Raw genomic sequence first — 15,828 nt, 5'->3', positions numbered from 1 at the left:
CTGCTGGCCAATGTCGTGACCGCCTTCAACTCGGTACTGCTCTCACAACTGAACGCTACCAACGGGAGGGAAATGAGAAGGCGCTCGCGATGCTGAAGAAGATTTCTCCGGTGGCGTGGCGGCACATTCACTTCCTCGGGCATTACACGTTTCGCAACGAGAACCCGATCGACATCGCGGCCATGCTTGCGGGTCTCGACCTTCTCTAACCACCTGAAATCAAAGGACTTCCAAAATTTCTGCGGTTCCGGCTTACAACCCCCGGTAGTTCCGCAACACAGTCACGCAGACCGCTGGCAGGGGAATCGCGCGCGTCTTGCGTCCTTTGCCGAGCACAGTCAGCGTCCAGCTGCCGTGGTCGTCGACGTCAAGCTTCGGCAACTGCGCCTCGTCGGACCACACGAGTTCGACCAGCCGCACACCGGCATAGCGGTACAGCGCCCAGATCGCGCAACGCCGCGCGCTCACCAGGGAATCGCCGACCGCGACGGCTTCGTCCACCCACGCATCGCACGCAGCCAGCAGTACCGAAGGCAGCATGCGCTGCGGCGCGAAGCTCGCGCGCGAGCGCCCACCCCGTACCAGCCCGGCCGCAGGATTCGCGGTGAGATAGCCGGGTTCGGTCCAGTAGCGGAACAGGCTTGCAACGACAGCCAGCGCACGGGACTGCAGCGCTTCCGACAGCCTGCGCGTCGTGTCGCCCACCGTGTCAGAGGCAGGCTGGCGCAGCGCCTGCCGGTAGGCGAGCAGGTCATGGCGCGTCAGGTCGGAGAGCGGACCGAGCTGTCGCGACTCGCTGCGTATTCCACGCCAAACCGAACGCTGATTCCACGGCTGCCCGAGCGCGAATTCCACGCGTAACCGAGCAGTAAGCTGGAGGGCGGCGACGCGGATAACCATGGCACGCTCGACGATTTTGTCGGGCGGCCGAATGTCGAATAAAAGGTTATCCATGCGTCAAATCAGGGAAGTGCTGCGCCTGCGCTTCGTGTGTGAACGTAGCCAGCGCGAGATCGCGACGACGATCGGCGTGTCGAGCGCGACGGTCTGGGACTACTTGGACCGTGCGCGGCGTGCGCAACTTGACTTCGGGAAGGCCAAGTCGATGGACGATGCCCGACAACCTGAAGTCCGGCGTACACAAGGCCGACTTCTACGATCCGGTTCTTAACCGGACCTACGGCGAGATGGCTGCCCATTACTCGATGGCGATCATCCCGGCACGCAAACGTCGGCCCCGCGACAAGGCGAAGGTCGAGCAGTCGGTGCTCCTGGCACAGCGCTGGATTCTGGCCCGACTGCGCAACCAGCGGTTGTTCAGCCTCGACGAAGCCAATCGCGCAATCGCCGCGCTGCTCGTCGAACTCAACAACAGGCCATTCAAGAAGCTGCCCGGCTGTCGCCGCAGCGCCTTCGAGGAACTCGACCGCCCGGCACTTCGGCCGCTGCCAGAAAGGCCTTATCAGTATGCACAGTGGAAAGTTGCGCGTGTGGGCATCGATTACCACGTCGAGCTCGACGAACACTATTACTCGGTCTCGTACTGCCACGCCCGGGAGCAGGTCGACGTGCGCCATACGAAGACAACGGTCGAGATCTTCCTGCGCGGTCAGCGTATTGCCGCGCATGCGAAGAGCGAGCGCCGCGGCCATCACACCACGATCGCTGCGCACATGCCGCCGAATCATCGGGCCGCCACCACGGAGTGGAATCCGCTACGGCTGATCAGCTGGGCCACCGACATCGGTCCGCACACCGCTGCGGTCATCGAACACCTGCTTGGCGGTCGCCAGCATCCTCAGCAGGCTTACCGCGCCTGCTTGGGCGTGCTGCGCATGGGCAAGGACTACGGCCGTGCGCGGCTGGAAACCGCCTGCCAGCGCGCCATTGATCTAAAGGCGCCGAGCTACCGGTTCATCGCCTCAACGTTGAAGAATGGTCTGGAGAGCAAGGCCGATGCGCCCGTCGCCCAGACCGAACTGCCGCTCGTGCACGCCAACGTGCGCGGGCCGTCCTACTACCACTGAAAGGAGATCATCGACATGCTGCATCACCCGACCGTTGAGCGACTGCACGAGCTGCGCCTGTTCGGCATGGCCGCGGCACTGGCCGACCAGCAATCCCAGAACAGCATCGATCAGCTCGGCTTCGAGGAGCGCCTCGGACTGCTCGTCGAACGCGAAGCAAGCGAACGCCAGTCACGACTTCTCGCGGCGCGGCTGCGCCGCGCGAAGCTGCGCTTCCCTGACGCGGTACCGGAAGACATCAACTACCGTGAGCCCCGCGGACTCGACCGCGCATTACTCGCCCGGCTGCTTGCCGGCGAATGGATACGGGCGAATCAGAACGTGATTCTGGTCGCGCCGACCGGGCTTGGCAAAAGCTGGCTTGCATGCGCGATGGTCAACCAGGCGTGCCGCCAGGGCTTCTCGGCCTGCTATCTGCGCATGCCGAAGTTCAACGAGGAGATGGCCATCGCGCACGGTAGCGGCGGCTACGCGAAGCTGCTCGCGCAATGGGCAAAGACCGACATCCTCGTCATGGACGACCTCGCCATGGCGCCGCTGTGGGATCCGGCGCGGCGCGATCTGCTCGAGGTGCTTGACGACCGGCACGGCCGGCGTTCGACGATCGTCACCAGACAGATTCCAGTCGACAGCTGGCATGCCGCCATCGGTGATCCAACGCTTGCTGACGCGATTCTCGACCGGCTGGTTCACAACGCGCATCGACTCACACTATCGGGCGAGTCGATGCGCAAGCGCCGAAATGGTTTGACCACCGAAGACGAGAAGGAGTAAAAGAACTCACCCCGCGTCGCCACGTCCGCAGCGCTCGCTTTGCTGTGGAATCCCCGCTCGGCTTCACGTGGAATGCATGCTCGCTTTGCCGCGGAACGGCTGCTCGATTTGCGTGGAATACACAGACTCGCACCAGCCGACGAGCCGGCGCAGTTCGGTGCGGTACGCGCGCAGCGTATGCGGAGAGCGGCTCGCCCGGTCGCGCAGGAACAGCGCCACCGCCTGGGCGTCGTCGCCAACGCCCAGCGTATTCGTTGCGCCCGCAACGGCGGCGAAGCGCCCGGCGCGAGCCAGCCACACGACCAGCGGTTGGGGCAAGGACATCAGGGCCGTCGCCTCCCGCTTCAGTTCACCGGTCGCGACGGGCCTGGCGGCCTCGGTGGCCGGTTTGAAGCGCCGGCGATGCGTATGCAGCACGCGGGCCAGCACGACATCGGGCTCTGGCGCCTCACCGGCGGCAACCGTGCGCACGCGGCCGCGGTCCCAGTATTCGACGGCCGCCTCGTGATCGAGCAGCACGCGCATGATGGCTGGACGGGCTGCCTTCGCGTCGGCAGCGAGGCGTAATGCTGCCGGATCATGGCGAGTGTCCAGCGCGTATGGACAACGTGACCCAGTGCGTCGGCCACGTACGCGATGGCAGCTTCCACCCTGGCGGGTACACGCTGCGGTGGCGTGGTGCCGTGATCGATCCAGCCGGCCGGATGCAGCGTCTTCATGCTTTTTTCGGCCGCGTGGCGCCGCCGCCTTTCGGCGTGGCCTTCGTGCGCCGGGCCGTCGCGAGACCCGCGGAGGCGGCCGGCGCCCGACGCGGCGCCTCGCGCGCCGACACCACGCGCATCAGCTCGTCGAGCTGTGCATGTTGGCTCGAGTTGACGGCCTTCAGCGCGAGCGCCTCGCCGACCGCCTGCTGGCGTGTCGCGCGCTCGCTGGCGAGCTCCGCCTCGAGCCGCTCGTGCTCGCCTTCGAGCGCGGCAATGCGCCGCTCAGCAAATTTCAGCTGCGACACGAACTGCCCGTGTTCCTTTTTCAGGGCCTCGCGTTGCTGGGCAGTTTCCTGCAGCAGCTGTTTCGATAGCGCTTCGTATCGATGCTGGCTCTGCGCCAGGCCTTCTGCGTGGGCTCGCTCGATCGTTGCCCGTCCTGCAACGGCCGCATCGAGCCAGGCCTGTCGCTCCCGCTGCGCCTCGTCGAGCGCGACACAGCGTTCCTGGATGTGGGAGTGCTGCGCCCGCAGGTCGGCCAGTTCCGCATCGCGACCAGCGAGGGTCGAACGCAGCTCGCTAACTTCCTGCCGCAGTAATCGACCCGCAGCTCGGCGTCGGTGCGCGCCGCATCGGCCGCGGCGATTGCCTGCTGTGCCTCGGCCTTCAGGCGTACGACGTCATCAAGCTGGACCGTGACAGCTGCCTGCCAGAGCGCACACATCTGCTCGGCGATGTCGGACGGAATGCCGGGGATCGCGATATCCGCGAGGCCCGCGCGCACGACTTCGCATGCAACTTGCCTGGACGTTTGCGGGGCCGGCCGTTCAGGCCCGCCCCCGCCGGAATTGCATCGAGCGTGGACCCGAATGCCATCGAGTCGTGCCGGTTGGCGCCGGTGACCGTGATGGCCAAGGGAATACCTCGTGCGTCTACGACGATGTGCCGTTTCGACCCGAGCTTCCCCCTGTCTGTCGGGTTGCGGCCGGTTTCCTGGCCCCCCGGGGGCTGGATACGCTGGCGCCGTCAATACTGGCCCGTTCCCAATCAATCTGGTCATGTTCACGCAAGCGGCGAAGCAGCGCGAGATGCAGTTGCTCCCACGCGCCTGCGGCCTGCAAGTCCCGTAGCCGTCGCCAGCACGTCATGCCACTGCCGAAGCCAAGCTCTTGGGGCAGCTCTTCCCATGGAATGCCCGTTTGCAGCACATACAGGATGCCGTCCAAGTGTCACGGATCGGCGTAATCGAGCCGGGGATGATCGGCATAATGAGGCCACTCAGATTGGCCCCGAAACGCGATGTCGAAGGGTTTCAAGAATGCGGTTTTTTGCCGGATTTGGCAACCGCATGTTCGCCGTTTTCAGGCATCGGTTTGGGCTTGCGGAAGCTCTCGCCCTCGATGACGACGCGATAGGCACCATGGCATAGCCGGTCAAGCGTGGCGGCGCCAAGGACACGATTGTCGGGGAACGCGTCGCCCCATTCGCTAAGGTCGAGATTCGAAGTCAGGATCGAAGCTGCCCGCTCATACCTGGCGGCAATCAGATCATGGAAGTCCTCGTCGTGGGGAGCTCGAAGAGGTTTGAGGGCGAAGTCATCGACGATCAGCAGCGGTACGCGCACGAACTGCTGGAACTTGCGTTCATACAGACCCGTGGCGCGCGCCGCGTGCAGTTTCTTGAGCAGGTCGGTCTGCGTGATGAACAGCACGTCGCGCCCCTGGCGGGCCGCGCAGTGACCAAGCGCCTGTGCAATGTGGGACTTGCCGACGCCTGTTTGGGGTTCTACGCCGGAATCCCAGAAAATTCCGTCATCACGACATTGAGAGCGTCAATCGGCTTGTTTGCTTGGGGCGTGACGCGCGCCAAAAGCCTGCCGCATCTGTCTGGCGCTGGATTTCATCGCCGTGCAGGTACATCGGACGGACCATCACGCGGGCCGCAGTTCGATGAGATTGTCGAACAGATCGAGGCCATCCTGACAGTCTCGACAGACCCAATGTAGCATCGGCCCGACCGGATCCGGATGGTCGCTGAAGGCCGTCAGCGCCGCATCGTACTGGGCATCGGTCGTGGTCGAGCGCATGATGCGCTCGAGATTGGACACGATACCGTCCAGGCTGCACTCGCCGATGTCAGCCTTGAATGCCGTGACGCCACCCGACGGATTGACCGCAAAGAAGAAAAACGCCTTCGTCTCAATCATGTGCGACAGGATCGTCCTGGCGATCGCATTGCCCGGATTGATCAGGGCGTTGAAGATTCGATAGCCGTAAAACTCGAAGCCGAAATGCACGACCTCGAAGTCGTCGGTACCGCGTACCGAATGCCCGAAGTTGAAGCCACCGCGCGTGAGGTCTTGTGGAATATCGTCGACGGGACGCAGTGCCAGGCAGACATAGCGCGTTTGGCCCTCGGCCACGAGCCCCATGGCAAAGCAAGGCGCTCGCTCGGCCAGCAGGGCCTCGACAAAATTCCGGTTCATGCGTAGCGTGGGCAGCATCAGGATTCCTTCGTCGGGAGGATAAAAATTCGCCGCTCTGCTGCTCATCGGCGTCGAACATCAATGGCTACTCGTCGTCGAGATCGAACAGCGCGCGATCTGCCGGACGGAACAGGAACTCGTCCATCATCGCGCGGAAATCCGCAACATCCCACTCGCCGCGGTCGACACGGCGCAGCAACGCCTCGCCGGCCAGCATGATCTTTCGCTCGCGATCCGCGCGCGTTTGCTTGACCTGCTGGCGCTGTGCCTTGGCGGCTGCCTTGCGGGCTGTCTTGATTTCCTGCAGCTTGTCGTCTGTCGCGGCGAGGCGACGTTTCAGCATGTTCATCCTGAAGTCCTGTGCGATGAATCAGTTTGCGCTGACAGCCGCCATATCGGCGGGCGTCGGATCGGGGGCGAAAGTACGCCAGGATCGGCTAAGACCTTGTGGGGTGGGCGTTTGCGGAGCGCAGTATTTGTGGTTCGACGAGACTCCACCCGTTACCTCCTGTCGTAATCAATGCACGGCGTCTGACCTCAGGGAGGCCAAGCTCGCCAAGGCGTCAGCCAGCCACCTGGACCGTTCGCACGGGGCCGTCGTCGCTTCCGTTGCCCGGTTGCGTTGCATGATAACGTACGCTTCCAGAAAGGCCTGCCCGAACTGCCGTGCCCGCTTCACATCGTCGGTATGCAAGTAAATCGACGTGGTCGAAATCGAGGCGTGACGCAGGTTATCCCGCACGGCGCTCAGCTCGACGCCCTTCGCAATCGCGTGGGTTGCATGGGTATGCCGCCTATGTCTCCGAAGACATAGTCGTCATACGCACGCGACACATGCCCTCGCTGGCGGCGCCACGCTGACGAGCGTGAGAGACAACCTACGTCACGCGTCGATTTCGACGACCTCGGTCTACCTGGACGACGACGAACTTCAGCGCATGCGGCAGATCGAAGGCATCTTCGCACGGCGGGAGTCTCCTTGACGATAGCCCATGATCCGGTCTATCCGGTTCTGCCCGCTGTACCCAGTGCGGCAGAACTGGCGGCGTTCACCCCCACGCCTACCGAGCTCCGCTATGTACGGCGGCAGGTTCGTCAGGAGTCGACCACGGTCCTGTTCACGGTCCAGATGAAGCTGCTGCAGCGGCTCGGCTATTTCCCGATGCTGCTGGACGTTCCGACCGTCCTTCTCGATCACATTCGTACAGCACTCCGGGCACGACCACTGCCACGGGCGGCCGTGTCGCGCTACGATAAATCGGGTACGCGGATCCGGCACCAGAAGCTGCTTCACGCCTACCTCGGCATACACCCGTTCGACAACGACGACGTGGCATGGCTCGCCGAACTTGCGCGCGAGGAAGCGCAGACGAAGGCCGAACTACCCGACATCATCAATGTGCTGATCGAAGAGCTGGTCAGGCGCCGCTACGAGCTGCCGCCGCTTGCGACGCTGCAGCGGATCGCCGCGCAGGGGCGCAATGCTGTGAACGAGGGCATTTACCGGGACATCACTGGCGGGCTCGATAACACGCTGAAAGGCCGACTCGATGCGCTGCTCGTTGTCACGAGTGGCAAATCCGGCTGGGAGGATCTGAAGCGGGAGCCAAAGAAGCCGACCACGCGTGCGGTCGCCTGCTTCCTGAAGCACATTGATGGCATCCGGGCGCTCGCTGATGGATTACCGAAATCGCCCGGGAGGCTGTCGGTCAGCAAGCGGGAGCAACTCGTCATCGAGGCACGTGCGCTTGATGTCGCGGAACTCCGGTCGCTCAAAATCAACAAGCGCTACGCGCTCGCCGTACTGTTCATCCAGGCACAGCTTCAGAAGGGGCTCGACGACGTCGCCGAGATCTTCATCAAGATCATGCGCAAATACGAAGCGTACGCGAAGACGAAGCTGCAGAAGTATCGGATCGACCACGCCGAGGCCGTCGACGGTCTGGTCGGGCAATTCCGCGACGTGCTGCAGATTCTTCAGGACGATGAAGTGTCGGAGCGTCAACGGTTGTCGAGAATTCGCGCGGCGCTCGGCGACCCGGCCGCCACGCTCGCGCAGTGCAACGATCATATCGCCTACGCTGGATATTTCGATCTGCCGTTCATGCTCGTTCCGTACAAGAGTCAGCGTTCGCTCCTGTTCCAGTGCCTCGACGCGCTGCCGCTGCGCTCAAGCTCGCAGGATCGGTCGGTACTGATCTCGCTCGCCTGGCTTCAGGGATTTCGTGCCGCGCATCGCGAATATCTCCTGCTGACGGAGAATGACCTCGCCAGCCTGCCGCTGGACTGGATGCCGGAGAAGTGGGCACGGGCCGTCTTCCCGCATGGTCGCGATAGTCGCATGTTGCATCGGCGATTCTTCGAACTGTGCGTGTTCCACCAGATCATGCGCGAACTGAATTCGGGCGATCTGTATGTCGAGGGCAGCGATCACTACGACGATTATCGAATTCATCAGGTCCCTGACGAGGAATTCCGGCGGGAGCTGCCGCACTATTGCGAGACCGTGGGATTGCCGATGGATGGCAAGACCTTCGTGAAGAATCTGCGCGAGCAACTAACTGGGCGTCGCGCTGGACGAGACCGATGCCGGCTTCCCGGAGAACGACAGCATCGAGATCGGCGATGACGGGTTGATCATCCACAAACCCGGCAAGGAGCCCGAACCACCCAATATCACGCTGATCGATCAGGCTATCAAGGCGTCGATGCCCGAGCTCAGCATCCGGGATTTGCTCACCGAGACAGAGCAGTGGCTCGATCTTCATAAACTGTTCGGACCGTTGTCCGGCTTCGACGCGAAGATCGACGACCCGCGCAAGCGCTTCATCAGCACACTGTTCTGCTACGGCTGCAATCTCGGGCCCAGCCAGACCGCGCGCTCGGTGAAGGGCCTCAGCCGCAAGCAGGTCGCGTGGCTGAACCTGAAGCACGTCACCGAGGAACGGCTCGACAGGGCGATCGTGAAGGTCGTCAACGCATTCAACCAGTTCGCGTTGCCAGAAATACTGGGGTAGCGGCAAGCACGCATCGGCCGACGGTACGAAATGGAGCCTGTACGAGCAGAATCTGCTGTCCGAGTATCACTTCCGCTACGGCGGTTACGGTGGAATCGGCTACTATCACGTGTCCGATATGTACATCGCGCTGTTCAGCCATTTCATCCCGTGTGGTGTCCACGAGGCGGTCTACATTCTCGACGGGCTGATCGAGAACGGCGCCGACATCAAGCCGGATACGATCCACGGCGATACCCAGGCACAGAGCGGCCCTGTGTTCGGACTGTCGTATGTGATGGGCATCGGATTGATGCCGCGCATGCGCAACATCAAGGACCTTGTACTTTACAAGGCCGACAGGCGCCGCAAATACGAACACATCGACAGCCTGTGCCGGCAAACAATCGACTGGAGCCTGATCGAGCGACACTACGCCGACATGATGTGCGTGGCCGTGTCGATCAAGGTGGGCAGGATGACGCCGTCGACAATCCTGCGCCGCCTCGGCTCGGAGAGCACAAAGAACAAACTCTATTTCGCGTTTCGCGAGCTCGGGCGCGTGATCCGGACGCTGTTCCTGCTCAAGTACCTAAACGATCCGGAACTGCGCCGCACGATCCACGCGCAGACGAACAAAAGCGAGCAGTTCAACGATTTCGCGCAGTGGTTGATGTTCGGCGGCGAAGGCGTGATCGCCGAAAACGTCCGGCATGAGCAGCGCAAGGTCATCAAGTACAACCACCTCGTGGCGAACATGGTGATCCTGTACAACGTGCAGTGGATGTCACGCAAGCTGAAGGAGTTGCAGGAGAAGGGGCACCCCCTCGACGCCGAGGTGCTCAAAAGCCTGTCGCCCTATCGACGCGAACACATCAACCGGCTTGGGGATTATCTGCTGGACCTGCTACGTCCCGCCTTGCCGCTCGATCCGACCATCGATTTCTACTTTAAATCAGCAGCTTAGGCCGAGATATGGCGGATTTTTTACGAATCCCGGCCAACCCTCATGAACGGCTCCCCGAAACTCTCGCTGGGCTTCATTTCGTCTTCGCAATGCTCATGCTTGTCCACGCCGTGTCAGTACTTCAAAGTTCCTAACACGCTCTAGCCACACCGGCCAGTTGCATCCTGCAGACCACCCGCACGATTTGACATAAACTAATTTATCAACATCAGCTAGTTGTAGTGTGGTTGTAGGTCCCAAATAGGGGTTGTAAGTCGGAACCGCAGAAATTTTGGAATGGAAGTCCTTTGATTTCAGGTGGTTAGAGAAGGTCGAGACCCGCAAGCATGGCCGCGATGTCGATCGGATTCTCGTTGCGAAACGTGTAATGCCCGAGGAAGTGGATGTGCCGCCACGCCACCGGAGAAATCTTCTTCAGCATCGCGAGCGCCTTCTCATTTCCCTCCCGTTGGTAGCGTTCAGTTGTGAGAGCAGTACCGAGTTGAAGGCGGTCATGGCCGCGAAATTCATCTTGTTGATGCTGTGCATGTCTCCGGTGATAATCGTCGGCGCGATATCGGTCGTGTTGTGGTAACAGAGGTCGAAGACGTAATGGCTTTCGTACTCGTGCGCACCGATGAGGTTGGTGAGTGTGGCAACGTGATTGGTGAGGGAGGTAAAGGCGACGACTCCCCGTTCGCGACCGAAATATTTGCGCGAGTGCCTCGCCTTTGCGGTCGGAGTGGCGGCAGCGAACTTCTGTCCGTCGATGGCACCGAAAAGTGCGCCAAGATCGGACGAGTAGTACTCGAAGATCGGTAATTGTGCGATGAAGTTGGCAACCCGGTCGTTGGCAGCCCGCAGTGTGGCCAGACGGCAGTACTGGCGATATGTTTCGTCGAGTGTGTGATACGGGATATCGCAGGTCTGGACATGGCGAGATTGCCGAGATTGGTGGCCTGCGCAATAATCACCGCCATCAAGCTGTCCGCGTCGGCGATCTTCTTCGCGTAACGGGGTTGCAGGGGCGTCATCGTCAACAGGAAGCCGCAACGCTCATTCACAAACCGGATGATGTCGGCAATGTCGCGTAGCGCGCAGCTTCGCGTAGAAGCTTTCCTGCTGTGTGGCGTTTTTGTCGGTTCTGTCGCGATAAGGAATTAAGGGCGATGAGGGTGGCGAGAGCGCCGCGGTCATATGGCCAAGGAATAGAACTGCTCGGCGGCCGACGGACTGCTCCCCTTGGGGATAACCATCTGCCCTTTGCGGATCATCCGCATGGTCTCGATGCCACCGAGGACGATGCGAGCGCAGCGAAAATTCTGGAACCCCTACATCGGCCTGACCCGGCGTTTGATGCCACGGTGGTCCTGCTCAACGAGGTTATTCAGATACTTGTTCTGCCTGATCTTGATCGGCGTTTCCCGCTCAGCATTGATCGCCTGCATGGCCGCGAGGTTCGCGCCACTCTTGTCCACCGTGACGGTCTTTGGCGCACCGTTCTGGGCGATGGCCTTTTCGAAGAAGCGCCGGGCAGTGGCAGTGTCTCGGCGCGCGCGCAACAGGAAGTCAATGGTCTTGCCGGGCTTGTCCACGGCCCGGTAGAGATACTTCCACTGGCCCTTGACGAGGAGCGGAGTAAGAGACAGGGCGTAGTCGAACTATTTCCCTGCCTCTCCTCCCCGAACCGGACGTGCGCCTCTCAGCGCATCCGGCTCTCCGCTGAAGTGTCGTTTCGAAAAGGCGACACCGTTCCACCGTGCCGCCAGTTTGCTTTGTATTTCACTGATTATCGAAGGTCTTCACCTCGCTACAGTCAGTTAATTCAACCAGGCAAACCACTTCAACTTCCCCCCTTCGCCATGTAGCCGGCTTTCCCGGCCTCGGACTACTACGGAGACTCCGCCAGCTTGCACATCATTGGGAGGCACACTCCCTTAACATCTGTGCAAGCCTTCCCCAGTTCACATGCTGGACTCAAGCGCACGGGCGAGACTGCCTGTCGCAGTCTTTATCCTTGCTTGCCGCAAGTCGTCGCGAATACCACGGCCTAGCTGCGCGCTCTCCATGGCTCCGTGCTGATGGGCCTACATGGCCAGTCAGCATTCGCGTTGCCGGGCCGTACATATGATCGGCAACAATTCGCGTCCTGCCTATTAAGCGGTGTAGGCAGGGGTGACGATTCAACCCTCAGATGCGTTCAAACAGGTTCGTGTTCCTCAACCGTCCCATGCTCAGCCTAGAGGCTCATCTTGGCGTAACCGCTTCGCCGCAAGCCCCGTTTCCCACGGACTTCGTCACCGTGCCAGTGTCGGCAAGTCACCGCCGCTTCGGCTCACTTCCTCTCGCAGCAGAAGAAGGGCATACCCGGTACTACAACAGCAACTTCTCCGGGTTTTGCATTCCAACTATGCTCAAGCAACTTCACCCCCATACAGGCGGGCTACGTTGGCTGGGCGTACTGTAGGTCTCGTCCATGCGCCAGCTGTTGCCTACCGGGCGCTGGAGCCGAGGAAAGGCCTTCTCGAGCACCGGCAGCAGCTTGATCACCCAGCGATGCACCGTGGAATGATCCACCTCGATGCCGCGCTCGGCCATCATCTCTTCCAGATCCCGCAAGCTCAGCGAGTACGCTGCGTACCAGCGCACGCACAGCAGAATCACGTCCACCGGATGGTACAGGCGCTTGAGGACATTGGCAGCAATGCCGTCTGGCAGGCTCCTGCGCGGCGTCTTCGCTGGCTTATTCGTCTGCTGACTTGCAGTTTCCAAAACCGGCCATTCTACTTCCCGTTATCGCGACAGAACCTCACCGGTCGCCTCGCTTGCGCTCAGCGGACACTGATCATACCCACTCGCATTCACTGATGGCATAAAAATTGCTGCAAGGTAAGCCGACGACGTAACCTATACATAGTCAAGGCCAAACATCCATGCAAAAAATTGTCACCATCTTTCTGCTTCTAATTTCCTACTGCACGTTGCTATCGGCTGCTGACAACCAAGGGAACGGAACCATACACCCCCCCTTTGCTCTTACCCCCTCAGACTTTCAGCGGGCTCTCACAGTTCGCTATCAATACTCGGATAAAATTGTCAATTTTGTCGATACCCCCCCTTTCTGGCTTTCGCCCGAGACCCTTGCCTACCGACGGACGACACATGGTGAGCGCCAGTTCATTAAATTCAATATCAAAACCGGGAAGAAGCAACAGGCTTTCGATCATAGCCGCCTTGCCGAAGCATTAAATAAGGCGGCCTCCTCGAATTTCCGAGGCAATTCGCTGCCCTTTGACCGCTTCGAAATCGGACAAGACGGCCACCAGTTGCTGTTCTCCATTGATTCCGTTCAGTGGAGTTGCGATCTTTCAAGCTACATCTGCACTAGAATCTCTGAGGGCGAAATCTCGTCATTTCATAACGACTTCACGCCAACGGCTGAAAGCGATAATCGAATAACAAGCGATTCACCGGACGGCAAGTGGAAAGCATATATCAAAAACTACAACGTCTTTCTAATGAGTAAGGACGGGTCAGTAAATGTACCGTTAAGTTCGGACGGGACAGAAGCGAACAATTACGTCTTCTCATCCCTAAAGTGGTCCCCTGACTCGAATCACCTCGCAGGTTACCGTGTCGCCGTCGGCCAACCGCGTCAAATTATGCTTGTCAATTCCTCAGCAACAAACCATCAAGCCAGGTATGAGCAATTAGCGTATCCCAAAGCGGGAGATATTCTTCCGCGACCGCAACCGGTACTATTCGACATAGTCAACAAGCGCATGGTCAATATCGACAATACTTTGTTCCCGAATCCTTTTGACCTTTCCGAAATTAATTGGTGGAAGAATGGGGAAGCCTTTACATTTGAGTACAACCAACGCGGCCATCAGCTCTACCGAGTAATCGAGGTGGAGGCAGCCACCGGCCGTACGCGCTCTTTGATCGATGAGGTCAGCTCCACGTTCGTCGATTATACAGATTTAAGAAATAACCAAAGAAGTGCCGGAAAACACTTTCGTTACAATGTTAATGATGGAGAGGAAATTATCTGGGCATCCGAGCGCGATGGATTTGAACATCTGTACCTCTTTAATGGCCGTACTGGTGTTTTAGAAAACCAAATCACCAAAGGTGACTGGGTTGTCCGCGCGGTGGACCACATCGATCCGGTCAGAAGGGAAATTTGGTTTGAAGCAAGCGGAATGAATTTCGGTGAGGACCCTTATTTCGTTCATGCCTACCGAATTGGCTTCGACGGAAAGGGGCTGACATCACTTACGCCAGAACCGGCCAATCATCACATCGAGTTTTCTCCGGACGGTAGATTCTACGTCGACCTCTGGTCGCGTATCGACCTTCCCCCACGCATGGCGCTTTTCCGGTCTAGAGACAACGCTAAACTGATGCAGATCGAGAGCACCGACATCTCCCAACTCGAATCTAATGGATGGAGAGCACCAATCAATTTTGTTGCCAAAGGGCGCGATGGTAAGACCGATATTTGGGGAATCATTCATCTACCAGATAGATTCGATCCACATCTGAAGTATCCTGTGGTGGAGGATATATATGCCGGCCCGCAAGGCTCTCACGTCCCAAAGTCATTCACAACCACAACAGAGCCCCTTACCCAGTTGGGTTTTATCGTTGTGCAAATCGACGGAATGGGCACTAACAACCGTTCACGCCTTTTCCATGACGTCGCGTGGAAGAATCTGAAAGATGCAGGCCTTCCCGATCGCATTCTGTGGCATAAGGCGGCTGCCTCTCTATATCCCTGGTACGACATCTCGAATTTGGGAATCTTCGGTACATCAGCTGGCGGCCAGAACGCCGTTGATGCACTGCTATTCCATTCGGACTTCTATAAGGTTGCGGTAGCCAACAGTGGTTGCTATGACAACCGTATGGACAAGATATGGTGGAACGAACAGTGGATGGGCTGGCCCGTCGGCATTGAATACTCACAGTCCTCCGCCATCGACAATGCCGACAATCTGCACGGCAAACTTATGCTTGTTGTGGGCGAAATGGACCACAATGTCGATCCGGCCTCCACCTTTGCGCTCGCCGACAGTCTCATTAAGGCGGGAAAGGAATTCGAAATGGTCTATGTGCCTGGTGCTGATCATGGAGCCCCCGGTATCTTCACCGAGCGTAAGCTCATGGATTTCTTCGTTCGCAATGTTTTCGGGCAAGATCCGCCTAGTTGGAATGCCACATCGACGCATTTTCCGTCGAGTTGATGACCCTTTATACTGATCGCTGTGACATTGAGTTCGTAGGATTTTTCTATAGTCACATTCAATCGTTTACGTTGGGCTCAGGACTGCTATTGTTTGCCTTCGTTGAATGCAAGCCCGCAAGATTCGTGTGGGAGACCGGCGCAGTGTCATCGCCGGTCGCTGAGCGTCGCCGTCGTTCAGGCGCTACGCCGAAAGCAGTGGGGTCAATGCCTTTGCGCGTTGGCGATCGTACTCGCTCTGGCGCTTGAAAAATTTCTCGCCTCAGCGGTCTTGGACCTGAGGATTGAAAGTGGCACGGCCATTGGGATGCCAACGAGATCATTCGCTTGTAGGGGTTATAAGCTGGAACCGCCGATTTTTCCGAAATCCTTCGAATTCAATAGGTTAGCGGCTATTTTCGGGCGGCAAAGGCCTGATCCATATCCCTCGCACGCTGGATTTCGTCGCCGTGCAGGTACATCGATGTCGTCGCGATCGATGCATGGCGCAGGTTGTCGCGCACGCTGGTCAGTTTGGCCCCGCTAGCGAGTCGGGTCTGAATAATTCGTTTTCGGCGACGACGCCGTTCATGGTGTCGAAGCGGAAGCCGCGGAGCGGTTGAGCAATGCGACAAGTACAAGGACGTAAAAACGCCGCAGCTTTCTGAG

The 15,828-nt window shown here is 59.4% G+C and carries 10 protein-coding genes and 11 pseudogenes; 8 read left to right on the top strand and 13 right to left on the bottom strand.

Features of this window, described 5'->3' with window-relative positions; all coding sequences use genetic code 11:
• Positions 1-209 (top strand): Tn3 family transposase (locus AB3X96_RS40675; RefSeq protein ID WP_368594177.1); only part of this gene is annotated, 209 nt, incomplete at its 5' end.
• Between the two features lie 43 nt (positions 210-252).
• Here AB3X96_RS40675 and AB3X96_RS40670 read toward each other — a convergent pair.
• A complete protein-coding gene (locus tag AB3X96_RS40670; RefSeq protein ID WP_368594179.1) occupies positions 253-954 on the bottom strand; it encodes a hypothetical protein in 702 nt (233 codons plus the stop codon).
• Between AB3X96_RS40670 and AB3X96_RS40665 the strand changes: the two genes are divergently transcribed.
• From AB3X96_RS40665 to istB, 3 genes and pseudogenes are all read left to right on the top strand, one after another.
• Positions 899-1,171, top strand: coding sequence for a sigma factor-like helix-turn-helix DNA-binding protein (locus AB3X96_RS40665; protein WP_368594176.1), 273 nt, complete (start codon positions 899-901; stop codon positions 1,169-1,171). The two genes, AB3X96_RS40670 and AB3X96_RS40665, sit on opposite strands and share 56 nt — an antisense overlap.
• Positions 1,113-2,027 (top strand): annotated as a pseudogene (locus AB3X96_RS40660) (IS21 family transposase); the annotation flags it as partial. The gene AB3X96_RS40665 and the pseudogene AB3X96_RS40660, both read left to right, overlap by 59 nt.
• 15 nt (positions 2,028-2,042) lie before the next feature.
• Positions 2,043-2,801, top strand: coding sequence for an IS21-like element helper ATPase IstB (istB, locus tag AB3X96_RS40655; RefSeq protein ID WP_368594175.1), 759 nt, complete (start codon positions 2,043-2,045; stop codon positions 2,799-2,801).
• 63 nt (positions 2,802-2,864) lie between these two features.
• Here the strand turns inward: istB and AB3X96_RS40650 are convergent, their stop codons facing one another.
• Both AB3X96_RS40650 and AB3X96_RS40645 read right to left on the bottom strand, forming a co-directional pair.
• Complete coding sequence (locus AB3X96_RS40650) at positions 2,865-3,326, bottom strand: hypothetical protein (protein WP_368594174.1); 462 nt, start codon at positions 3,324-3,326, stop codon at positions 2,865-2,867.
• A gap of 190 nt (positions 3,327-3,516) precedes the next feature.
• Positions 3,517-3,810 carry a hypothetical protein gene (locus AB3X96_RS40645; RefSeq protein WP_368594173.1) on the bottom strand — a complete coding sequence of 98 codons (294 nt, stop codon included), beginning with the start codon at positions 3,808-3,810 and terminating at the stop codon, positions 3,517-3,519.
• An 81-nt stretch (positions 3,811-3,891) separates the two neighbouring features.
• Here AB3X96_RS40645 and AB3X96_RS40640 point away from each other — a divergent pair, with 81 nt between their 5' ends.
• A complete protein-coding gene (locus tag AB3X96_RS40640; RefSeq protein ID WP_368594178.1) occupies positions 3,892-4,104 on the top strand; it encodes a hypothetical protein in 213 nt (70 codons plus the stop codon).
• Positions 4,105-4,163: 59 nt separating this feature from the next.
• Here AB3X96_RS40640 and AB3X96_RS40635 read toward each other — a convergent pair.
• The 6 genes and pseudogenes from AB3X96_RS40635 to AB3X96_RS40610 form a co-directional block, all read right to left on the bottom strand.
• Positions 4,164-4,229, bottom strand: a pseudogene (locus AB3X96_RS40635) (hypothetical protein); the annotation flags it as partial.
• A 65-nt stretch (positions 4,230-4,294) separates the two neighbouring features.
• A pseudogene (locus AB3X96_RS40630) lies at positions 4,295-4,761 on the bottom strand (IS5 family transposase); the annotation flags it as partial.
• Positions 4,762-4,817: 56 nt separating this feature from the next.
• Positions 4,818-5,282 (bottom strand): annotated as a pseudogene (locus AB3X96_RS40625) (ATP-binding protein); the annotation flags it as partial.
• A gap of 153 nt (positions 5,283-5,435) precedes the next feature.
• A complete protein-coding gene (locus AB3X96_RS40620; RefSeq protein ID WP_368594172.1) occupies positions 5,436-6,008 on the bottom strand; it encodes a hypothetical protein in 573 nt (190 codons plus the stop codon).
• 67 nt (positions 6,009-6,075) lie between these two features.
• Positions 6,076-6,339 carry a hypothetical protein gene (locus tag AB3X96_RS40615; protein ID WP_368594171.1) on the bottom strand — a complete coding sequence of 88 codons (264 nt, stop codon included), beginning with the start codon at positions 6,337-6,339 and terminating at the stop codon, positions 6,076-6,078.
• Between the two features lie 297 nt (positions 6,340-6,636).
• Positions 6,637-6,783: pseudogene (locus tag AB3X96_RS40610) on the bottom strand (tyrosine-type recombinase/integrase); the annotation flags it as partial.
• 186 nt (positions 6,784-6,969) lie between these two features.
• Here AB3X96_RS40610 and AB3X96_RS40605 point away from each other — a divergent pair.
• Together AB3X96_RS40605 and AB3X96_RS40600 are read left to right on the top strand one after the other, a co-directional pair.
• Positions 6,970-9,953: pseudogene (locus AB3X96_RS40605) on the top strand (Tn3 family transposase).
• A gap of 41 nt (positions 9,954-9,994) precedes the next feature.
• Positions 9,995-10,087: pseudogene (locus AB3X96_RS40600) on the top strand (IS5/IS1182 family transposase); the annotation flags it as partial.
• Positions 10,088-10,254: 167 nt separating this feature from the next.
• Here AB3X96_RS40600 and AB3X96_RS40595 read toward each other — a convergent pair.
• From AB3X96_RS40595 to AB3X96_RS40585, 3 pseudogenes are all read right to left on the bottom strand, one after another.
• Positions 10,255-11,057: pseudogene (locus AB3X96_RS40595) on the bottom strand (Tn3 family transposase); the annotation flags it as partial.
• 68 nt (positions 11,058-11,125) lie between these two features.
• Positions 11,126-11,572: pseudogene (locus AB3X96_RS40590) on the bottom strand (IS6 family transposase); the annotation flags it as partial.
• Between the two features lie 823 nt (positions 11,573-12,395).
• A pseudogene (locus tag AB3X96_RS40585) lies at positions 12,396-12,638 on the bottom strand (IS6 family transposase); the annotation flags it as partial.
• A gap of 227 nt (positions 12,639-12,865) precedes the next feature.
• Here AB3X96_RS40585 and AB3X96_RS40580 point away from each other — a divergent pair.
• A complete protein-coding gene (locus AB3X96_RS40580) occupies positions 12,866-15,181 on the top strand; it encodes a DPP IV N-terminal domain-containing protein (protein ID WP_368594170.1) in 2,316 nt (771 codons plus the stop codon).
• Positions 15,182-15,572: 391 nt separating this feature from the next.
• Here the strand turns inward: AB3X96_RS40580 and AB3X96_RS40575 are convergent.
• Positions 15,573-15,828, bottom strand: a pseudogene (locus tag AB3X96_RS40575) (hypothetical protein); the annotation flags it as partial.

The sequence above is a fragment of the Paraburkholderia sp. BR13439 genome (genome assembly GCF_040948805.1).
Classification (GTDB): domain Bacteria; phylum Pseudomonadota; class Gammaproteobacteria; order Burkholderiales; family Burkholderiaceae; genus Paraburkholderia; species Paraburkholderia youngii.
The sequence above is the reverse complement of the archived record's forward strand: the minus strand, read 5'-3'. Positions and strand labels throughout refer to the sequence as shown.